Source organism: Pedobacter nyackensis (genome assembly GCF_032678475.1).
Taxonomy (GTDB): Bacteria; Bacteroidota; Bacteroidia; order Sphingobacteriales; family Sphingobacteriaceae; genus Pedobacter; species Pedobacter nyackensis_A.
In genome coordinates this window covers 88,222-108,852 of record NZ_JAVTSF010000011.1, presented here as the reverse complement: position 1 = coordinate 108,852, position 20,631 = coordinate 88,222, and the positions used below count along the sequence as shown (strand labels likewise).

Genomic DNA, 20,631 nt, shown 5'->3' with positions numbered 1-20,631 from the left:
TTTTTTAATGGCCATGCCCTATGTTTTGCGCTCCCTATAAATACCATTTTTTATATCTCGACATGGCTTCCAGGAAGTAGTAATCGGCATAGATCAAAGGCACATCAATCTCTGTGTTTAATGGATAAGCACCAGTACTATGTTTCAACAAAAAGCCCCCGTTTTCACCCTTTTTTGCCAGATAAGCATCGCTTGAAAGTGAACGGATCATAGCCTCGGCGGCTGATACAAATCTATTTTTATCCTGTATACTGCTATATTGTCCGAGTTCTAACAGGGCCGACGAAATGATTGCCGCTGCTGAAGCATCTCTTTTGGCAAAAGGTATACCCTGCGCATCAAAATCCCAGAATGGCACCTTGTCAGCCGGTAAATTTGGATGGTTTAAAATAAAATTGGCAATTCCTTTTGCCTGCTTTAGATATGCTTTGTTTTTGGTAGAACGGTACATGAGGGTATAACCATATAAAGCCCAGCCCTGACCTCTGGACCATGATGAGCAGTCGGCAGCACCCTGCCAGGTTGCTTTCCTTAATACACTTTTAGATTTCAGGTCGTAATCAATTACATGGAATGAGCTAAAGTCTGGTCTGAAATGATTTTTCAATGTGGTATTGGCATGCGCTATTGCTATTTCCTTATAACTGGCGTCACCTCCGTTATCACTTACCCAGTTCAGCATTTCCAGGTTCATCATATTATCGATGATTACAGGGCATTGCCAGTATTTACTTTTATTCCAGGATTGAATAGCCTTGATCTCCGGGCGATAGCGAGTAGCCAGCGATGCGGCAGATCTTTCAATAATAGATTTGTACTCAGGTTTTCCTGTTATGCGGTAGGCATTACCGAAACTGCAATACATCATAAAACCCAGATCATGATTACCAGTATAAGTCTGATTTGGCATGATCACCTTAAGGCCTTTTTCTGCCTCTTCTTTAATCTGCTGATCTTTAGTTTCTTCATAGATATACCATAAATTTCCGGTGTAGAAACCACTGCACCACCATTGAATGTCTCTATTTACTGATTTATTATTTTCGAAACTCTGCGGCGTTTCGCCTTCAGGGATCTGCTTACTCAAATACTTGTACTGGTCAACTGCCAATGTAAACCGATCGTCAATCAGCTTCCTCATGTCGCCAGATTTATTCCAGAGATTCTGAGCGTGGCATAAGGTCGAAATAGAAATCAATAAAGCTGTAATAATACTATTTGTAAGCGGTGTGCTTATGGATGGTTTCATTGGAATATATTTTTTTTGGTTAGAAGCTTTAAAAGCATCCCTAAAGTAAAAAATATTATTGGTAAATTTAATAGTTATCAAGTAATCACCTATTAATAAGAAATAGTATGAGAAAAATAATTGCAGGTATCAATATGACACTTGATGGATTTTGCGACCATACAGCAATAGATCCAGATGAAGAAATACATCAACATTACGCGGATCTGTTAAGCAACGGCGACGTTATACTATATGGCAGGATAACCTATCAGCTTATGCAGTACTGGCAAGCGCTGGTAAAAAATCCTTCAGGCGAAAAATCAATGGACAACTTTGCCCTGGTAATGGATGGTATCTCAAAAATTGTGTTTTCTCGTACACTTAAAGATGCAGGATGGGAAAGTGCAAAACTGGCAAACCGGTCAATTGAGGAAGAGGCTTTAGCACTCAGGCAACAATCAGGAAAAGATATTTTAGTCGGCAGCCGGAGTTTAATAAGACAGTTATTGAAACTTAATTTAGTTGATGAGTTACAGCTTTGTATTCACCCCGTAATTGCAGGAAACGGCTTGCCTTTATTTGAAAACATAAATGACAGGACTGATCTTAAACTCATAAAAACAAAAACTTTTAGTTCTGGTGCGATAATACTTTACTACGAACCGTCAAAAAATAACAAGGTAGCAGATCATCTATCCTGATGTTTGGCTGCTGGTTTATTGTTTGTAACTTTAATATAAAATGGAAACAAAAGGTCTGCTTTTTATCCCTGATATCAGTGGTTTTACCCGGTTTGTAACAGAATCGGAAATTAATCACAGCCGGATAATCATACAGGAACTACTTGAATTGCTCATTAACGCAAATCAAATAGGGCTTGAAGTTTCCGAAATAGAAGGCGATGCTATTCTTTTTTACAAATTTGGTGAACCACCAGCACTTAATGAATTGTATAAGCAGGTAGAGAAGATGTTTTGCCTGTTCCACAAAAATATCATGGCTTACGACCGAAGGAAATATTGCCAATGCAAGGCATGTACCTCAACTGCCAGTCTTTCCTTAAAAGTAATCACACATTATGGTGAGTTTACGGAGTACCATGTGAAGAATTTCAGTAAACTGATCGGTAAAGATGTTATCGTTGCACACCAGCTCTTAAAGAATGATATAGCGCAACATGAATATTGGCTGGTTACTAAAGATCTTTTACACGATCATCCCCTGGCTGATTTTACAACATGGATGAACTGGAATGATAGTGTAAAACAAACTGAATCAGGAGAAATATACTTTCATTACACACAACTAAGCCAGTTAAAAAATGAAATACAGGATGAGCCTTTACCCCGGTTAAACCTCGCCAGTAAAAGAAAGATACACAGTGCTTCGAAAATATATGAGACTGACATCATTACCTTGTTTCACGCTGCAGGTGCATTTGAGTACCGTCACCTCTGGTTGGAAGGCGTAGAAAAAGTAGAGGAAATTAACCACGCTTTACCACGGGTAGGCATGCAGAGTTTGTGGACATTAAATAACGGAAAAATGCTTTACTATTCCAGCAGCTACTCCTATTCTGATGATAAGATTGAATTTAGTGAAATGGATGAAAAAGGAGATCAGGTGACTTACTTCACACTGGTAAAAGTGGCCGACAATAGAACAAAACTTACAATAGATGTTTATAAAACCAGAAATTGGTTTATAGATTTTATTTTAGGTCAGTCAGTTCAAAAAAAACTGGAATCGACGCTTCAAAAGTCATTGGAGAATATCGTTCCATTGTTAAAAGAGATTTCTTTATGACATTCATAAATAAAGTCGCATCTCCCCCCTTTACTTGTCATATTTGCACATCCATATGAACCCGGCATTGCTGTATATTTGAATAGACTAATCAGAAAAGCTATGGCAGAAAACAAACTAATAAGAATGGATAACGTTGGCATCGTTGTAGAATCGCTCGATAATGTCATCCCGTTTTTTATGGAGTTAGGACTGAAACTTGAAGGTCGCGCAACCATTGAAGGAGAATGGGCCGGTCGCGTTACCGGCCTGGGCGATCAGTGCGTAGAAATTGCCATGATGGTTACCCCGGATGGTCACAGCCGCCTGGAGCTTTCGCAATTTCTTAGCCCGGCTACTGTTTCAGATCACCGTACAGCTCCCGTGAACACACTAGGTTACTTACGCGTTATGTTCGCTGTTGAAGACATTGACGAGATGGTATCCCGGCTCAGCAAACATGGTGCTCAACTTGTCGGTGAAATGGTTCAGTACCAGGATTCGTACCGGTTGTGCTACATTCGTGGAGCAGAAGGAATTCTGATCGGTCTGGCAGAACAACTCGGTAATAAATAAGTTTGTAAACGCTGTATCTTCAGCGAACAGGCTCTCTTAAAATAGTTTTAAGCTTTTCCGGTGCCGTTTTACGATAATCACTGAGGTAAATTTCATGATGCAGACCAGCCTTGCCAAATTTATGTTCATTAATGAAAGTTTTCATAACGGCCAAGGTTTCAGGCTCCCTGTCAAAGGGACCTACATGCAACATCTGCACAACTTTTCTGGCTGGTAAGTCAAATGTTACAACATCCTGTAAATGGGGAATGTTCTTTTTTAATTTCAACTTTAGTTTGGCTTGCTCAACAGCTTCCGCTGTTACAAAATCTGGAAGCCTGATCAACAGTCTGTAGTGCCACTCACTGCGGGGAATTTTCAAGGGAGCTTCCTCCATAACAATCAGGCCATATTTTGCTTCATCAAAATCCCATAGCCCCTCCAGTTTTGCGACGGTAAAATCCTTACCTTTTGCCTTGTACTGAAACTTTAGTCCATAAGCTACGGAATACAGGGCCTGAAGATGTTCTGCGTATAGTGGCCCCGAGGGATCTCCGGATCCGGAGATGGAAAGATAACCCGTAGCTTCAATATCAAGAATCTCTGGTTTCGCCTTGGCCGTATAATAGCTTTTATAGTGTTTCGTTAAATCAAATTTTTCCATTTTTGTTTATTTTTCAGCTAAACTAAAGGCTGTTACTGACAACCCTATGTCAGCCAGAAAATCTCTTGATTTTTCAGTATTCTATTATTCCTTACCAAAGCACCACAAATAGTGAGGCACTACAAACAGTATTATGTCAAACACATAAAAAATAACAACGATGGTCTGTATGAAGAAACCATGTGATTTTGTATATTTAATTGAAATTTAGTGTGTTGCAGATAACTAGTCTTAAGCCTATTCTATGAAAACTATACAACTGCTTCTTATATGCCTACTCTTTTTTTCCGGTGGTGACAAACATTTAAAAAAAACTTCATTTATAGCGGACTACAGCAATAGAACTGTAGCTACATGTGGTTCTTTGTCTCCCGACAAAAATATTGGTACAGCGGATAACGGTAAATTTATCCCCCACCTGCCGGGCTGGGGCCGCTATTCTTACCAAATATCGACTGCCAGCGACAGTGCACAGGTTTATTTTGACCAGGGGCTAACTATGTATTACAGTTACCATATGAAGGAAGCGCTGGCTTCTTTTAAAGAGGCCGCCAGGTTTGATCCCAATTGTGCTATGATTTATTGGGGACAGGCATTGGCTATGGGACCCTACTATAATTCGGCCCACTTTTACGTCATCCCTAAAAACATAACAGAAGTTTTAGAGCTGATGAACCAATCTGCTGATAAGGCATCTGCAAAAGAGCGCGACCTCTTTAAGGTGATGAGACTCCGGTATCCATCATCGCAGGCTGATACGGTAATATCGAACCTGAATGCGGCCTATGCACAAGGGATGAAAGCACTCATTTCTGTATACCCACAGGATGCAGACATTAAGGCATTATTTATAGACGCGGTGATGCTGATCCACCCCTGGGATTTCTGGAACAACGACGGATCGGCGAAAGAGTGGACACCGGAAGTGGTAAATCTGTGTAAAAGTGTATTGCAGGAAAACCCAAAACACCCTGGTGCTTTACACTATCTTATACATTTAACAGAAGCTTCACGTACGCCAGAGCTTGCCCTGGCCAATGCACAATTATTGAAAGATCTTTTTCCAGGCGTGGCCCACATGGTTCACATGTCCAGCCATGTCTACCAAAGAAACGGGCTGTACGCGTTGGGTGTTGAGGCCAACGACAAGGCTGACGCGAACCTGGTACGTTATGATTCACTGGCCAGAAACCTTTGGCTTAACAAACATTCATCGCATTATTTTGCAGTGCAGGCTTTTTGCGGTCTTACGGGTGGTATGTATACTAAAGGAATGCAGGATGCCATAAAGTGCAGAAAAAGTGTTGAGCCATTTTATGAGGATACTTATGGCCAATATTTGTACATGATGCCGATCTTTACCCAGGTAAGGCTTGGTAAATGGGATGAACTATTAAAGGATACCGTTCGGCCCGATAGCCGCTGGACCTATGCGGGGATATTGGATAATTTTGCCAAAGGGCTTGCCTATGTGTATACGGACAAACCAGAATTGGCAAACGGGCAGCTTGTTCAGTTGCGTAGTAAAATAACAGATCCTATTTTAAAAAGGAAACGTATTCCTTTTAATACGACATTGCAAAGCGCAAAGATTGCGGAGAACATATTAAATGCTGTCATTTTATTTGATCAGAAAAAGAATGCTGCCGGCATTAATAGCCTCAATGAAGCCATAAAAATAGAAGACGAAATGATTTATGCTGAGCCGATGGATTGGCCACTCCCTGCAAGACAATTTTTAGGGGCCTACCTTTTAAAGCTGGGACAGCTGAAAGATGCAGAGCAGGTTTACAAAATAGATCTGGAACTAAACCCCGGAAATGGCTGGTCGTTACTGGGCCTGTATCAAAGTTTAAGTGCCCAGCATAAAGTTGAGGCGATGGCTGAATATAAAACCGCTTACCTTAAGGCTTTCTCAGACGCAGAGAAAATTCCACCGGCCTCTGTTTATAGCAGATAGCGGGTTAATAATTACTATATTGCTATCAGTTTAAAATCGTTTATCTATGAGCATTAAAACCACCCAAACACAGGCAAGCGTTGAAGATTTTATCAATGAATTTGCTCCTACACCTCAGAAAAAGCAGGATGGATTTGAACTGTTGAAGTTGATGAAAGACCATACTGGCTATGAGCCTAAAATGTGGGGACCGTCAATTATAGGTTTCGGTCTTTATCATTATAAATCGGAAAAGAGCAGGCAGGAAGGCGACTGGCCTTTGGTTGGCTTTTCGCCAAGGAAGGCAGCCATTTCTTTATATGTTTATAGTGGTGCTCCCGGTCAGGATGAATTGCTCAAACAGTTGGGAAAGTTTACCATGGGAAAAGGCTGTATCTATGTGAAGAAACTAACCGACATCAATACCGATGTACTTAAAGAAATGATTGACGGAACAATTGATTTCCTGCGAAAAAAATACGGCAAACTATGAGTTGGCACTAAATCCTTGAAAAAATAGAATCCAGCGCCAATAATTGCAGTAGTTAGCTGTTGTTTTTCTTTGTAGCCAGTATAGAATACACCATTGGAATTTTATCGTCTAAATGTGCTATTCTAAATTTTCCAGGTGTAAATTCAATGGTATTCTGGAAGCAATTGTATGGGGAATAATCAAATTCATCAAGTGCTTGTATTTCCAATCCGCTTTTTATTAGACTATTCATCACTTCACTCAAACCGTGATTCCACATTACATACTGTTGATTGATTTCTGCTGTCCGGTCTGCATAAGTCCCGCTTTCTGTTTCAACAATTGCCCCTGAATTAAAATACCTGTAACCAACTTTTTCAAAACTGTCGTCAAACATCCAAACAACAGGATGAAATTCTACAAACACAAATTGTCCGTTTGGCTTTAAAAATTTTGAAACCACATTTGCCCATTTATCTAAATCAGGTAACCAGCCAATTGTTCCGTAGCTGGTAAAAACGATATCAAACTGTTTATCTAAATGGTTAGGTAAATCATAAATATCACAACAGATAAAATTAGCAGTTGAATTTGTCTCCTTTGCTATTTGTTTTGCACTTTCGATAGCCTTATCAGCTAAATCAACACCCGTAACTTCTGCACCAAGCCTGCTTAGTGAAATCGAATCCTGTCCGAAATGACATTGCAAATGCAAAATAGTTTTGCCTTGTAAATCGCCAAGTAAGTTTAGTTCGATATCATTTAAGGAAGTCTTCCCATTCATAAATCCTTCAAGATCATAAAATTCTGATTTTAAATGTGTATCGGTTCTATTGTTCCAGGATTGTCGGTTTATCTCTATATAATTTTGTTCTGAATTCATCTGCTACATTCGGTTTTTCAAATACCAGTTTCCAAATATCTGGCCCGAAAATAAGCAAATAGTATCGGACTAGCTACTCCAAACATTCTCCGAGTCCAGGCATTTTTACACGGGATTCCCGGATACAGGCGGTATTGCTGAATGGGTTAAAATGAGGATTAGTCATTGCAATAGCTTTTTATCGCATCAATAATCATAGGTTTGCGGTCTCCAAGTTCAAATCCTCTTTTCAAATCTGAACAAATTTTTTCAAGTTCTTCTTTAGGTATCGGAACCCTATCTTTTGCTGCCAATACGGTTATTTGACTTGATTTGCTTAAGGTTTTTGCGTCTTTGAATTCAAACTTTCTTAATCTCGCAAAGGCCCTGTTACTAACTGCTTCCATATAGAACGGTTCTAACGATAGCGCCATGTCAAAATCTTTAACAGATTCATCGAAATCAAAAATATTAAGTTTGGCCGTTCCTCTGTAAAAATAGGCATCAGCATAATCAGCGTTTAATTTTATGGCTTCATTCAGCTTTTTGATAGCCCCGGTATGATTTCCCTCTTTCATATCACTGGATGCTCTGGAAAGTAATTCAAAAAACTTCTTGTTTTCTTTGCTAAGTGTTTGTTTGCCATTGACAATATTAGACTCCATTTTTATTTTGCCGGTCGAATAAAACAGTTGCCACAAACCATCCTCTTTTTTATCTACAAGACTTCCTCGTTGTTTCAATTTTCCATTTATAAAATATGCTTCAGACAGACCATTTTCAATCCCATTAACATAGGTATAAAAATAGCGTTTGTTACCATTGGGATAATAAACAGTCCTTAGCCCCTCAACACGTCCATCCTTTAAAGTCCCTTCACCTTTCAATTTTCCGTTCATAAAATAATCTTTGAATGGGCCATTGTAGGGGTGATCTTTAAAGTACCACTGTCCGTTAGTTCTGGTCATATTTTTTGTAGTAGGGATCCTTTTGACATCATCGGCCCTTGTCACATAGGCTTTTGTGAGGATGAAAAATATGGTATCAATTTTTCCTTCGTAACCCAAAGCCTTAATGCGCTCTGGATTAATAATCACTTCAAGCCTATCAATATCGTCTTTGGATAGTTCATCATCATCGTCCGGCGTATTAACTACAGCAACGCTGTCTATAATATAGAGTGTACGTTCCCGTTTTTCCTGCGAAAATGATGTTGTGATTGAAAAAAACAGCAGAAAAGAAGTCAGGATATAACGTATGGGTACTACTATAAAATCAGTATCTTGAGATTTTGGTGTGGGTGTTTGCTCTGATCGCGTTAATTTTGTTTTCATATGATGAAGTTTGACAAAACTAATATAGTATAAAAACATCGATGCCTCTCCCCTTTTTTCACCAACCGACTTTTCACAATTGTGCATACACTGTGTGCACAATTGGCTATCTTTCCAGAGCGAATACTAAAACTAATACGCAAATGGTTATTTAAATCAACAACCATTACCTCACTTTTTTAAAATATAACTGACTATATCAGCCACATTGGTATGCTTATTATTGTAAGGGTTGTTCGAAAATTGAAAATTAAGTGCTTTCAACAATCCAACGGAATTCGCATTGACTCCGGAAGGAAATGCGGTAATCAATTTCGCATTTAACCTTTGAAATGTGTATTCAATAACTTTCTTTAAAGCTTCTTTCATCAGTCCCTTTCCACGAAATTCAGGAAGCATCTCATAACCGATCTCCACAATTTCATTTTCAATATCAAAATTCCAGCAAGAAATAGTGCCTATTAAACTATTTTCCTCCTTAAAAGCAAGCACCCAATACAAACACTCCCTATTTTCAACTAAGTCCCCGATTTTCGTAATAAATTCTCTGGATTGTGATAACGCTGTAGGGGTTTCCCGTCCTACCATGATATTTACCGCCTCATCGGAGCGTAATTGATGAATAGCTTTCAAATCCTGAGCATCAATACTTCTAAGTAGCAACCTTTCGGTAGTTAAATGTGGAACTGCGGAAAAATCTAATTTTAGCATAACTTTAATCAACTCAAATATAACAAGATTAATGAGCCACTTACCTGAAATAATCGGCTCATTAATAAAAATTATATATCTGGTGGATTAATATGATTAGTTTTACCTGCTGTGAAAAGTAAATTAAAGATAGTAGTCTTAATGGACGCTTCAAGAGCCTATGACAGAGACTTGTTGATGGGCATAGCTGACTTCAACAAAATACACAATAAGTTCACTTTTTTTTTCTCTTCACCAAAGTACATTGGTAGTGAAAATCAACAGCAACTGGTAAGGCGGGTAACGGCATGGAATCCAGACGGCATTTTATCAGGAGAATTAGATGGATTTAAAAGTTTCATACGATTGAAAGTTCCTCTTATCATATTTCCTCATACCCGGTTATACAAAAACCAAATTAATGTATGGGGAGATAATAAGGGCATTGGCGAAATGGCTGCCAGATACTTGCTTTCAAAAGGGTTTAAACATTTTGCTTTCCTTGGATTTAAAGATTTCCAATGGTCACTCGAAAGACAAGAAGGCTACGAAGCAGTGCTTGCTAATGCGGGGTTTGCGGTGAATAGTTATGTTTATAATGACGCCGTATTATGGGAACGCCTGTCCGAAAATCTACTGCAATGGCTGGATACGCTGGAAAAACCCTGTGCTATTTTTTCCGCTACTGATGAGCTGAATGTTCATTTGCTCGAAGCTGCAAAAAATCTGGAAGCCAAAGTGCCTGATGATTTTTCCATTCTGGGGGTGGACAATGACGTGATGTTGTGCGAAATGGCTTCTCCTCCCCTTTCAAGTATTGCACATAGCGCCCGGCAAGCTGGATTCCTGGCAGCCCAAACTTTATGTAAGTGGATAGAATCAGGAGAAAGACCGGACAGTGATATCGTAATATATCCTGATGCGGTTGTAAAAAGGAGATCAACTAATGCCCTGGCAGTAGAAGATGAACAAATGCGTACAGCTTTGCATTATATTGTTAATACCGCATCTTCTGAAGATATTTCGGTAGATGATGTGGTAAATGTAACTACGCTATCTCGTCGGATTCTGGAAAAAAGATTCCAGAAGTCTATTAATAGCACCATCATGGAAGAGATAAAGAAAGTTCGTATTGAGAGAATAAAATTTTTACTGACAAATTCCAACTTGACCCTTCAACAAATTGCCGGTGAATTAAACTTCAAGAGTTTAGATAACGTTACACGGTACTTTAAACAATACACGGGCTTACGACCGCTTGAATACCGTGCAAAGCACAAAGAACGTTAAAACGTTAAACGATATCCTCCCTCAACATTTTTGATCTTTTGTACTTGCTTATAACCTTCGCAAATTGACAGTTTTTTTTCGTAAAAGCTCGTGATTCTGTTGTGATATACAGCTAAATTGCCCTTGCAACAACCTATAAAAAGGCAATTAAAGAGCTAGATTATATTAAAAAAACACAACTAAAATTTATGAGAGATTCAGCATTCGCGTTACCTATCAAAATTTCGTATTAGAATTCCCCCAAATAATAATAAACCAAACCTTACCAAATTGACTATGGATATCTTTACTATGAGATGCATTGCTGCATCAGTCTTAATCTTGTTTTTTAGCCTCTCGCTCAATGCACAAACCAGAACAGTTACGGGTGTCGTTAAAGACCAAACTGGAATGCCTTTAAAAGGAGTAACTGTGAAGATAAAAGGGGCAAAAAAAAATAGTATTACCGACGAAACAGGTAAATACGCAATTACAGTTGATAAAAATACAGTACTCGTATTTTCATTTGTTGGTTACAGCGGTAAAGAGATTCCGGTTGGCGAATCTCAATCCAGTGTAAATGCGCAATTAGACGCCCTGGATGTCGATTTAAATGATGTGGTGGTAGTGGGCTATGGTACTCAAAAGAAAATAAATACAACAGGTGCAATCGAAACGATTAGCCATAAGGCATTGCAAAACCGTCCTGTAACCAGCGCCAGTGCCCTGTTACAGGGTCTGGCTCCCAGCCTGGTAGTTAGCACTCCCGGAGGTGGAAACACACCGGGCTCAAGACCTACCATCCAGATCAGGGGGCAAGGTGCTTTAAGTGGTATTACAGAGCCACTGGTTGTGATTGATGGTATTCCTTCGAGCATGACGGACTTCAACGCACTAAATCCTAACGTAATTGAAAGCATATCGATATTAAAAGATGCCGCAGCGTCTGCTATATATGGTGCCCGCGCTCCCTATGGCGTCCTCGTTGTAACAACAAAAATGGGTAAGAAAAATGAAAAACCCGTTTTTGCCTATAATGGTAATTACGGGATTGACAACCCTGTGAGAATGCCACATACGGCCGACTCGTACACTTTTGCCCTGGCCAGAAACCAGGCGCAGTTGAATGGTAACCTGACTCCATATTTCACTGATGCAGCTTTGGATATTATCCAGGATAATATAAAAAATCCAGGAAAATATTCCTTGACAGAACTGAATCCAACAATAGCAGGTGGCTGGGGTGGTGCAGCAGGCGCATATAACAACAACGATATTCTGGACGAATGGATCCGGCCTGCGTTTCGTCACCAGCATGATCTGTCGGTAAAAGGAGGAGGTGAAAATACCAGTTATTTTGTTTCGGCAGCTTTTGTGAAGCAACCAGGCATTTTAAACTTCATAGAAGATATAGACAACTTTAAAAGGTACAATATAAATGGTGGATTGGTAGCGCAAATAAACGATCGGCTTAAGTTCAGCTATCGTACCCGCTATGCCCTTTCCTCATCAATAGCACCTTCAGGAGAGTTTGATTTGGGTAGAGACCGCATCTATTCTTTCGCTTATGGTGCCTGGCCAACTATTCCCATCAAATATCCGACTGGAGAATATAGTGGCATTTCGCGCATAAGCACATCAATGGACGGTGGAGAAATAAGAGCTAAATCGCATCGTTTTGATAATATTCTAGGCCTCGATCTTGATATTATGAAGGGCTGGACAGCACATGTTGACGGCACCTGGCGTGTGTCGTTAGATGACTATCAAAAACTCCGCAAACCAGTTTATGAAACCGGGCCTACCGGAGTAGTAGCGTTGATAGCCGGAACTGAGTCCTCGATGTCTAAATATACCCTGATGGATAATTATGGAACACTTCAGGGATATACTACATACGAACATAACATTAACAAACATACATTCAGGATCCAGGTCGGGGCGCAAGTTGAAGAGGACAACGTACGCCAACTTTCAGGAACGGCAAGAGACCTTATTGTTCCCGATTTAGCTGCAGTAGCTACAGCAACAGGAACACGCACATTTAACGACGCAATATCCACCTGGGCGACTTCCGGATTTTTTGGAAGGATAAATTACAATTTTGACGAAAAATACCTTTTCGAGTTAAACGGAAGATACGATGGTTCGGGAAGGTACTCTAAGGATTCACGCTGGGGATTCTTTCCTTCTGCATCGGTTGGCTGGAATATGAGTAATGAAAACTTCTGGAAAAGTATAGAACCGGTTGTCAATCGTTCAAAATTACGGGCGTCCTATGGTACTGTGGGGAACCAGGGAAACTCAGCAGGCTATTTGCATATTCCTACCATGACTGTAGGCAACCAGGCAGGATGGATCATCAACAACGAGCGTTTGCCTTTTGTAAACACCCCGGGCATATTGAATATGGAGCGCACCTGGGAAAAACTAACCACGTTTAACATTGCTCTTGAATTGGGCTTATTCAACAATCGTCTGTCCACAGAGTTCGACTATTTTAATAGAAAATCATGGGATATAATAGGACCTGCTACTCCCCTGCCATCGGTATTAGGTACAACGGCCCCTGAAGTAAACAATGCCGAATTCGTAACCAAGGGCTGGGAGTTTCAAATGAGGTGGAACGACGACATTAATAAAAGATGGAATTACAGTGTAGGGTTAAACCTGGGCGATAATATGTCGAAAGTAACCAAATACAATACGACCGTCAATGCCTTCAGTGGATGGTACGTAGGGAAAGAATTTGGTGAGGTATGGGGATTCACTGCTGAACGCTTTTTAAATAAAGGAGATTTTGAGGCAAATGGGAAAACGAAAATCGATCAGAGTGTTATCAATGCAAAATGGTATCCTGGTGATATGAAGTATGAGGATCTTGATGGTGATGGAAAAATAACCAGAGGGTCACAAACCATTGAAAGTTCGGGCGACCTACGCAAAATAGGAAACAGTACACCTCGCTACCGCTTTGGTTTCAACCTGGCTTTGGGCTATAGCTTTCAAAATGCGGGTCGTGTAGATGTTTCTGCATTTTTTGAAGGGATAGGCAAGCGCGACTTGTTTATGGGAAGCAGTTTCTTTTATTGGGGAGCAGCTTCAGGTGGCAGTGCGATTGAGACAGCTGTATTCCAGGGAAAACACCTGGATTTCTACAGGGACGAAAACAGCAATCCAAGGGTGCTTACAGAACTGGGGCAAAATACAAATGCCTATTTCCCGAGACCTTATGGCAACAGTGGCGAGGGGGCCAAAAACTTCCAGACCAGTACCAGATACCTGATGAGCGGAGCCTATCTGCGCTGTAAAAACCTGCAGGTAAACTATACTTTACCCAATAATTGGTTAAATACTGTGAAAGTCAAAAATTGCAGCATCTATTTTTCGGCAGAGAACCTCTTCGTAGTGTCGGAGCTGCCTGCTTACATTGATCCTGAATTCGTGAATGGTGGTAGAATGTATCCACAACAGGCAGTGTATTCAATGGGAGTAAATATTGGGTTTTAATTGATAATATAAAAACGAACGATCATGATAAATATGTCGATTGAAAAAATAATAAGAAGATCCATCATTTGGGGTGCTTCTTTTAGTATAATCGTTTCCTTTTCTTCTTGCAAGAAATTTTTAGAAAGAACACCGCTGGACCAGGTATCGGAACCTGAATTCTGGCAAACACCAAAGGAACTGGATTCCTATATTGTAGGGAAATATGACTGGCTGCCCGGACAGCTAACTTCTGGGGGAATGGGATACTATGTAGATGACCAGACATCCGACAATATGGTCAACAGTACTGGTTATAACCGCTTTATGAATGGCGAAAACAACACCACTCCTAACACCGGTGGCGGATGGGATTGGTCGGCTATTCGACAAATAAATATGTTTTTCGATAACTACCACCGTTGTACATCACCTTTTCAGACCTATAAACACACCTATGGGGAAGCTTGCTTCCTGAAAGCACTTAAATATCATGAACTCGTGATGAGGTTTGGGGATGTACCCTGGTACACTCATGTTATTTCCGATAAGGATCAAACGGAATTGTTTAAACCCCGGGATCCGAGAGCGTTGGTAGTAGACTCTATTATGGTACTCATTGACAAAGCGGTGAGCAATCTCAAACCACGTGCTGAGTCTGGTGTAAACAGGTTGAACAAAGAAACCGCACTTATCTATAAATCACGTGTAGCACTGTTCGAAGCAACCTGGGCCAAATATCACGCTGGAAAACCTTCGGCTTCGGGTGTAGATGCGAACAAGTACTTTCAAAAAGCCATAGATGCGTATAATCAGTTTAAAACAGAATGTGGTGGTTTCCAGGGTAAGCTATATACCGCAGGTGGTACAGAAAAGAGTTATTATAACCTTTTCAACCAATTCGACTATGCCAGTATACCAGAAGTTACCTTAAGTAAGAAATATTCACAATCACTGGGTGTACTCAATAATGTAGGGTTTATAGTATGGCTATATGGTTACAATTCATGCTCGTACAGTTTAGACCTGGTACAGGCCTACCTGAAAAATGATGGAACATCGACGGATATTACAGAGCAAAATGTGGTATCTACAAAAGGAAAGGCTTCTTTAACTCAAATGGCAAGCCTGCTTGATCCCCGGTTCAAACAAAGCATATTTATCCCGGGTGACTTGTTGAATAACAATACTCCGCCTTACAAGGACTCGTTATTTACAGTCCCCCAGATGCATTTATCGGATGTTAGCAGAAATGCGGCAACCGGTTTTTCACCAAAGAAAGGACATAATCCAGAGTCGAAAATGATTAATCAAACAGATCCGCTGATAGCTGGTATTGCTTTTAGAATACCGGAGCTGATGCTCAATTATGTTGAAGCCTATGTTGAATTGAACGGATCATTCCCAGACCTTTCGGATAATATAGATTTACTGCGCCAACGCGTGGGTATGCCTACCCTTACAAGCGTGAAACCTACAGTAGAGACATGGTGGCCAAACTATGGTTATGCGATATCAAATAACCTGGCGATAGTAAGACAGGAAAGAAGAGTTGAATTGGCTGGAGAAGGTTATAGGACTGCTGACTGGAAAAGATGGCGCGCACATAACTTATTTAACGGTAAACGCCCGAAAGGTTTTAAGTTTGATATGAATGACTTTGCTAAAATAACACCTAAGCCTGTTGTAAAGCTGGATGAAAACGGCTTTGTTGATCCATACCAGGTATTCATGGCGGGTGGATATTACAATTTCAATGCTGAAAGGGATTACCTCTCCCCTATACCTATGAATGATCTTTTACTCAATAAAAAACTCGTGCAAAATCCGAATTGGGATTCTCCAAAATAAAAAGTGTTTATTTGAACCTAAATACAAACGATCATCAACGTATTTTTTTAACTTGAGTTTATATGTATAGATTTTATTGGTTGCTCTTGTTGGTTTTTTTTGGAAATAGTGTGAACGGCCAGGGGAATATTCTTCCTAAAGAATCAGATTCTTCAAGGTTGGTTAGTCTATCTAATCTTAAACAGGACGACCGTACCATGATAGCGCTAACGTTTGGTCAATCCAACGCGTCAAACAGGGGGCAAACTCCTTATACACCTACAAATACCTCCTCGGTATTTAATTACTATAACGGAAAGCTCTATACCGCCAAAGACCCTTTGATTGGAACAACGGGTAATGGCGGAAGTGTATGGACACACCTGGCGGACACGTTGATTAACAGCGGACTTTATGATAAAGTGATACTTATACCAATTGCGGTTGGAGGTGCTGCAATAGAGCGCTGGTCAAGCGGAGATTGTTCTAAAATACTGTTGCAAACGCTCCAGTCTTTAACTAGTCAGCATATACATCTTACTCATATTTTATGGCACCAGGGTGAAACAGATAATCTTTTAAATACTCCTGCTGAAACCTATAAAGAAAGATTAAATACTATTTTAAATACCATTCGAAGTTATCATCAGGATGCAGATCTATATGTTTCACTTGCTTCTTATCATCCCAGTTCATTTACTAAACCTTTAGGTGTAGATAAGGTGATTAGAAAGGCACAGAAGGAATTTATTAATGAGCGAAAAAGAGTGTTGCTGGGCCCTGATACAGATGTGCTCATACATGCAATTTACCGGTATGATAGTGTACATTTTTCTGACTTTGGACTGAAAGCTTTTGCTGATTTGTGGTTCAGTGCACTAAAGAAGAAAAGTGAACGAACATAGCACACTTATAAGTAATCAGTTCATCGATATGAGTAATTGTAAATAAAAACAGGAAATTAAATATTAAACAATGCATAAAAAAGGTCTATTATTATTGCAATTCATTTTTTTGTCAGCAACTTCATTTTGTCAGCTACCCGCCGATCTGGCCAATCCGCTTATCGGTACCATTAAGCCTCGTTTTGATTTTTTTGCAGCTGCTTCTTTACCCTATGGTATGGTGTCGCTGCATCCCGATACACATCATGGTGATTTATGGAATGCGGGTTATAGATACAACGATACTACTATCCTCAATTTTAGTCATATACACAATACGCAAACTGCCGGGATTCCCGTAATGCCTGTTGTAGGCACATGTAAAGCTTTGCAAGGACTGAATGCATCAAAAAGCAGGTTTACACATGAAGGTGAAATTGCAAAGCCGGGTTATCATAAAATATATTTGAAAGATTATGGCATCACGGCCGAACTCAGCTCTTCATTAAGAGCAGGTTTTCATCGTTACACATTTCCTGCTGCCAAAGAAGCACACATTATAATGGATTTAACAGCTGCTTTGGGGCCTGTAAAGATGGTAGAAGGCTATGCAAAACAAATAAGCACTACAGAAATAACAGGCTACTCGGTAATGGCTCCTACTTTTAGAAGAAAGAAAAATTGCACGGTCTATTTTTATGCCCGGTTCAGTAAGCCGTTTAATCAATTGAATTGCTGGGGATCGGTTGCAGGCGAGCCCGCAAAAAAGCTATTGAACGGAACAGAAACCAAAGGCAAAGATGCAGGTGTATATGCCAGTTACAGTAACCTGAAAGCAGGCGAACAGGTGATGTTACAGGTGGGCATATCCTTTGTAAGCATGGAAAATGCAAGGATGAACCTTGAGAAAGAAATACCCAGCTGGAATTTTGAGGAAACGGTTGCAAAAGCTAAAACGGCCTGGAACGAGTACCTTGGAAGAATTGAAGTGAGTGGTGGAACAAAAAAACAACAGGTAAAGTTCTATACTGATCTGATGCATACGGCCATTGGCAGAAGAATAACAGAAGATGTAAATGGCGAATATACCGATAACACCGGAACCATGCCATTGGTAAGAAAGGTGCCACTTAAAGCGAATGGCACTCCTTCCTTTCACTTTCTGGACGCCGACGGATTATGGGGGGCACACTGGAACCTCAATATTTTATGGCCAATGGTTTATCCAGAATATGGTAATGACCTGGCTTCCACGTTCCTTTCTTATTACAAGAATACAGGTGTCCTGGCCAGGGAATCATGGGGCGGCGATATGTGCTGGGTAATGGTGGGCGATCAGACCGTTCCATTATTGGCTGCTTTGATGCAAACAAACCAGGCTACTTTTAACAAGGAAGATGCTTATAAAGGTGCTTATAAAAATGCCTTCCCGGGGGGCATCAGAGACAGAGCGGGTTATGAAGCAGGTCCCAACCCCCAGGGCGGTGGTATTGACCTGTATATCAAATATGGATATGTTCCCATTGAAATCAAAGACCGGGGCAATGGATTTCACCGTGGAGGTGCCGCTATGACACTTGAATATGCTTACCAGGATTGGTGCCTGGCTAATATGGCAAAGTACCTCAAAAAAGATAAAAATCATGAACAATTGTTCACGGGGCGATCAGCGAACTGGAAAAATATTTTTGATTCCGCTACAGGTTTTTCCAGACCAAAAGACTCCTTAGGCAAATGGTTTTCGCCATTTGAACCAGTAGGAACCTCTACCTCGGGTGGACATGCAACGCCTGGCTTCATTGAATCTAATGCTGCTATTTATACTTATTACGTACCCCAGGATGTAAAGGCCTTAGTACAAGCTATGGGAGGTCGGTCAACGTTCGTGAAAAGACTGGACGAAAGCTTTACAAGTGCAATTAGTTCAGGATTTGCGGCTGAGCATGGAGAGCATTGGGCTGCAGTTGTGGATTACGACAATCAACCTGGTTGCCACCTTGCACATTTATTCAGTTATGCGGGGCAGCCCTGGAAAACCCAGTATTGGGTGCGTAAGGTAAAAGAAGCTACGTTCGGTGATACGACAGCATTTGTTGGGTATCGAGGTGATGAGGACCAGGGACAAATGGGATCTTTAAGTGTATTAATGGCAGTAGGTTTATTCGATGTACAAGGCCTGGCAGATGTAAACCCTACTCTTGAAATCACTTCTCCCATATTTGATAAAATCACATTTCACCTGCCGAATAAAAAGAAATTTGTAATTCAAACCAAATCGCCCGCAGGAAAGGATAATACCTATATCCAATCTGTTCAGATAAATGGCAAAACCTGGAATAGTTTTGAGTTTCCATTTAGTATGCTGGCTAATGGCGGTATAATGAATATAAAACTGGGCGATACACCCAATAAGAAATGGGGAGTAGTAGCTACTCCATAGCCTATACCTCACCGGATTTTAGGATCAAAGCCAATTAAATCATCGACAACCTTTTTTTAATAATCTCCAAAAAACTCCGGGCCACCACCCGATAATCAAAATATTCTTTTACATGGCTTCTGGCTGCGCTACCAAGTGTTGATCTTAAGTCCTGATCTGTCATTAGTCTTTTCATGTGCGTGGCAATATCCAATACATCCGCCCGGTAATCTACTGTTCTGGGCGGTTCCAAAATAACAGTTCGTTCTTTTGACGGATCAGCCGAATCTGGTATATTAACTTTATCGGCCATAATTTGCAGGCCAACTTCGGCCAGCAATGCGGTCTTGTTATGTATTAGTGTATCGGACATTCCCATCGCCCTAAGCCCAATAACTGGTTTCCCGCACGCGCCAGCTTCAATTTGCCCCATTCCAAAACCTTCAATCCGGGAAGGAGCTGCATAAATATCGCATGCAGCAATCAGGTGAGGCATCAGGTTCCTGGAAATAATATCTGTAGAGAAATAAACCTTTTTTCCAATACCAAGGTGAGATGCCAGTTTAAGGTCAGCCTTATTCTGTACGTCCGACCCAGGTTGTGGCCATACCTTACACACATATTTCCAATCCGGTACCTCATAGTCAATATAAGCAAGGGCATGCATCACTTCGTGCGCACCTGTTGAAGCCGTATCCCCTCCTACGGTCAGCAGCATGAGCTGGTCTGATAATACCCCCAATGATTCCCGGATAGCCCTGATCCTGGGATCCCGTGGCAATACCGGAATAAAGTTATCTGTATCACAGCCTACCGGAAGTACTTCAATTAAACTGCTGTTGATACCGTCGCGGACATACATTTCTTTTACCCATTCGGAAGTAACAAGGATCAGCGGAAGTGTATTCAGCAATTGCTGGTGTGCAGCAATATATCCGTCTGCTACCAGCCATGGTATTGCCTCAATGTTAAATCTCTGTGGATGAAGAACAAGATCAGGTAGATCGCCCCAATAACCTATGCCGACCACAATGTCTGGTTTAAACCAGCGATAATACCATTCCTTTTCAAGATTGGATTGAAAATGCACCGCGCAAACATCAACATCGTATTCCAGCAGCCCCCTGTAAAGCAAATCACCTTGGGTAGAAAGCCCTCCAGGCGATGGAGGATAGTCATATAACAGCAGCACTTTCATATATTATGTT

16 protein-coding genes are annotated in these 20,631 nt (G+C 40.6%); 10 read left to right on the top strand and 6 right to left on the bottom strand.

Translation table 11 applies throughout. The annotated features are described in order from the left end of the window. Positions 1 to 34 precede the first annotated feature (34 nt). Positions 35 to 1,249: a glycoside hydrolase family 88 protein gene (locus R2Q84_RS24860; protein ID WP_316819318.1), complete on the bottom strand. Its 1,215-nt coding sequence runs from the start codon at positions 1,247 to 1,249 to the stop codon at positions 35 to 37. Positions 1,250 to 1,356: 107 nt separating this feature from the next. Between R2Q84_RS24860 and R2Q84_RS24855 the strand changes: the two genes are divergently transcribed. The 3 genes from R2Q84_RS24855 to R2Q84_RS24845 all read left to right on the top strand — a co-directional run bounded on the left by R2Q84_RS24855 (position 1,357) and on the right by R2Q84_RS24845 (position 3,592). After that, the gene (locus R2Q84_RS24855; protein WP_316819317.1) at positions 1,357 to 1,932 is read left to right on the top strand and encodes a dihydrofolate reductase family protein; all 576 of its coding nucleotides are present in this window, start codon (positions 1,357 to 1,359) and stop codon (positions 1,930 to 1,932) included. Between the two features lie 40 nt (positions 1,933 to 1,972). Then, positions 1,973 to 3,037 (top strand): DUF2652 domain-containing protein, encoded by a 1,065-nt coding sequence (locus R2Q84_RS24850; protein ID WP_316819316.1) that lies wholly within the window; start codon positions 1,973 to 1,975, stop codon positions 3,035 to 3,037. A gap of 102 nt (positions 3,038 to 3,139) precedes the next feature. Then, positions 3,140 to 3,592 (top strand): VOC family protein, encoded by a 453-nt coding sequence (locus tag R2Q84_RS24845; protein ID WP_316819315.1) that lies wholly within the window; start codon positions 3,140 to 3,142, stop codon positions 3,590 to 3,592. 19 nt (positions 3,593 to 3,611) lie between these two features. Here the strand turns inward: R2Q84_RS24845 and R2Q84_RS24840 are convergent, their stop codons facing one another. Further along, on the bottom strand, positions 3,612 to 4,235 hold the full coding sequence (locus tag R2Q84_RS24840) for a GyrI-like domain-containing protein (RefSeq protein WP_316819314.1): 624 nt from the start codon (positions 4,233 to 4,235) through the stop codon (positions 3,612 to 3,614). A 244-nt stretch (positions 4,236 to 4,479) separates the two neighbouring features. Here R2Q84_RS24840 and R2Q84_RS24835 point away from each other — a divergent pair, with 244 nt between their 5' ends. After that, positions 4,480 to 6,195: a hypothetical protein gene (locus tag R2Q84_RS24835; RefSeq protein ID WP_316819313.1), complete on the top strand. Its 1,716-nt coding sequence runs from the start codon at positions 4,480 to 4,482 to the stop codon at positions 6,193 to 6,195. A 46-nt stretch (positions 6,196 to 6,241) separates the two neighbouring features. Then, positions 6,242 to 6,667 (top strand): DUF1801 domain-containing protein, encoded by a 426-nt coding sequence (locus R2Q84_RS24830; protein WP_316819312.1) that lies wholly within the window; start codon positions 6,242 to 6,244, stop codon positions 6,665 to 6,667. Between the two features lie 52 nt (positions 6,668 to 6,719). Here R2Q84_RS24830 and R2Q84_RS24825 read toward each other — a convergent pair whose 3' ends face one another. The 3 genes from R2Q84_RS24825 to R2Q84_RS24815 all read right to left on the bottom strand — a co-directional run bounded on the left by R2Q84_RS24825 (position 6,720) and on the right by R2Q84_RS24815 (position 9,553). Further along, entirely contained in the window at positions 6,720 to 7,529 is an 810-nt protein-coding gene (locus R2Q84_RS24825; RefSeq protein ID WP_316819311.1) for a class I SAM-dependent methyltransferase, read from the bottom strand. Positions 7,530 to 7,687: 158 nt separating this feature from the next. Further along, complete coding sequence (locus tag R2Q84_RS24820; protein WP_316819310.1) at positions 7,688 to 8,842, bottom strand: tetratricopeptide repeat protein; 1,155 nt, start codon at positions 8,840 to 8,842, stop codon at positions 7,688 to 7,690. A gap of 171 nt (positions 8,843 to 9,013) precedes the next feature. Continuing rightward, entirely contained in the window at positions 9,014 to 9,553 is a 540-nt protein-coding gene (locus R2Q84_RS24815; protein ID WP_316819309.1) for a GNAT family N-acetyltransferase, read from the bottom strand. A 141-nt stretch (positions 9,554 to 9,694) separates the two neighbouring features. On the opposite strand from R2Q84_RS24815, the gene R2Q84_RS24810 reads away from it, so the two are divergent. The 5 genes from R2Q84_RS24810 to R2Q84_RS24790 all read left to right on the top strand — a co-directional run bounded on the left by R2Q84_RS24810 (position 9,695) and on the right by R2Q84_RS24790 (position 19,444). Beyond that, the gene (locus R2Q84_RS24810) at positions 9,695 to 10,822 is read left to right on the top strand and encodes a DNA-binding transcriptional regulator (RefSeq protein ID WP_316819308.1); all 1,128 of its coding nucleotides are present in this window, start codon (positions 9,695 to 9,697) and stop codon (positions 10,820 to 10,822) included. 276 nt (positions 10,823 to 11,098) lie between these two features. Beyond that, entirely contained in the window at positions 11,099 to 14,311 is a 3,213-nt protein-coding gene (locus R2Q84_RS24805) for a TonB-dependent receptor (protein ID WP_316819307.1), read from the top strand. 33 nt (positions 14,312 to 14,344) lie between these two features. Beyond that, entirely contained in the window at positions 14,345 to 16,141 is a 1,797-nt protein-coding gene (locus tag R2Q84_RS24800) for a RagB/SusD family nutrient uptake outer membrane protein (RefSeq protein WP_316819306.1), read from the top strand. A 62-nt stretch (positions 16,142 to 16,203) separates the two neighbouring features. Further along, entirely contained in the window at positions 16,204 to 17,025 is an 822-nt protein-coding gene (locus R2Q84_RS24795) for a sialate O-acetylesterase (protein ID WP_316819305.1), read from the top strand. A 70-nt stretch (positions 17,026 to 17,095) separates the two neighbouring features. Beyond that, a complete protein-coding gene (locus R2Q84_RS24790) occupies positions 17,096 to 19,444 on the top strand; it encodes a GH92 family glycosyl hydrolase (RefSeq protein WP_316819304.1) in 2,349 nt (782 codons plus the stop codon). Positions 19,445 to 19,478: 34 nt separating this feature from the next. Here the strand turns inward: R2Q84_RS24790 and R2Q84_RS24785 are convergent, their stop codons facing one another. Next, positions 19,479 to 20,621: a glycosyltransferase family 4 protein gene (locus tag R2Q84_RS24785; RefSeq protein ID WP_316819303.1), complete on the bottom strand. Its 1,143-nt coding sequence runs from the start codon at positions 20,619 to 20,621 to the stop codon at positions 19,479 to 19,481. Between the last annotated feature and the right edge of the window lie 10 nt (positions 20,622 to 20,631).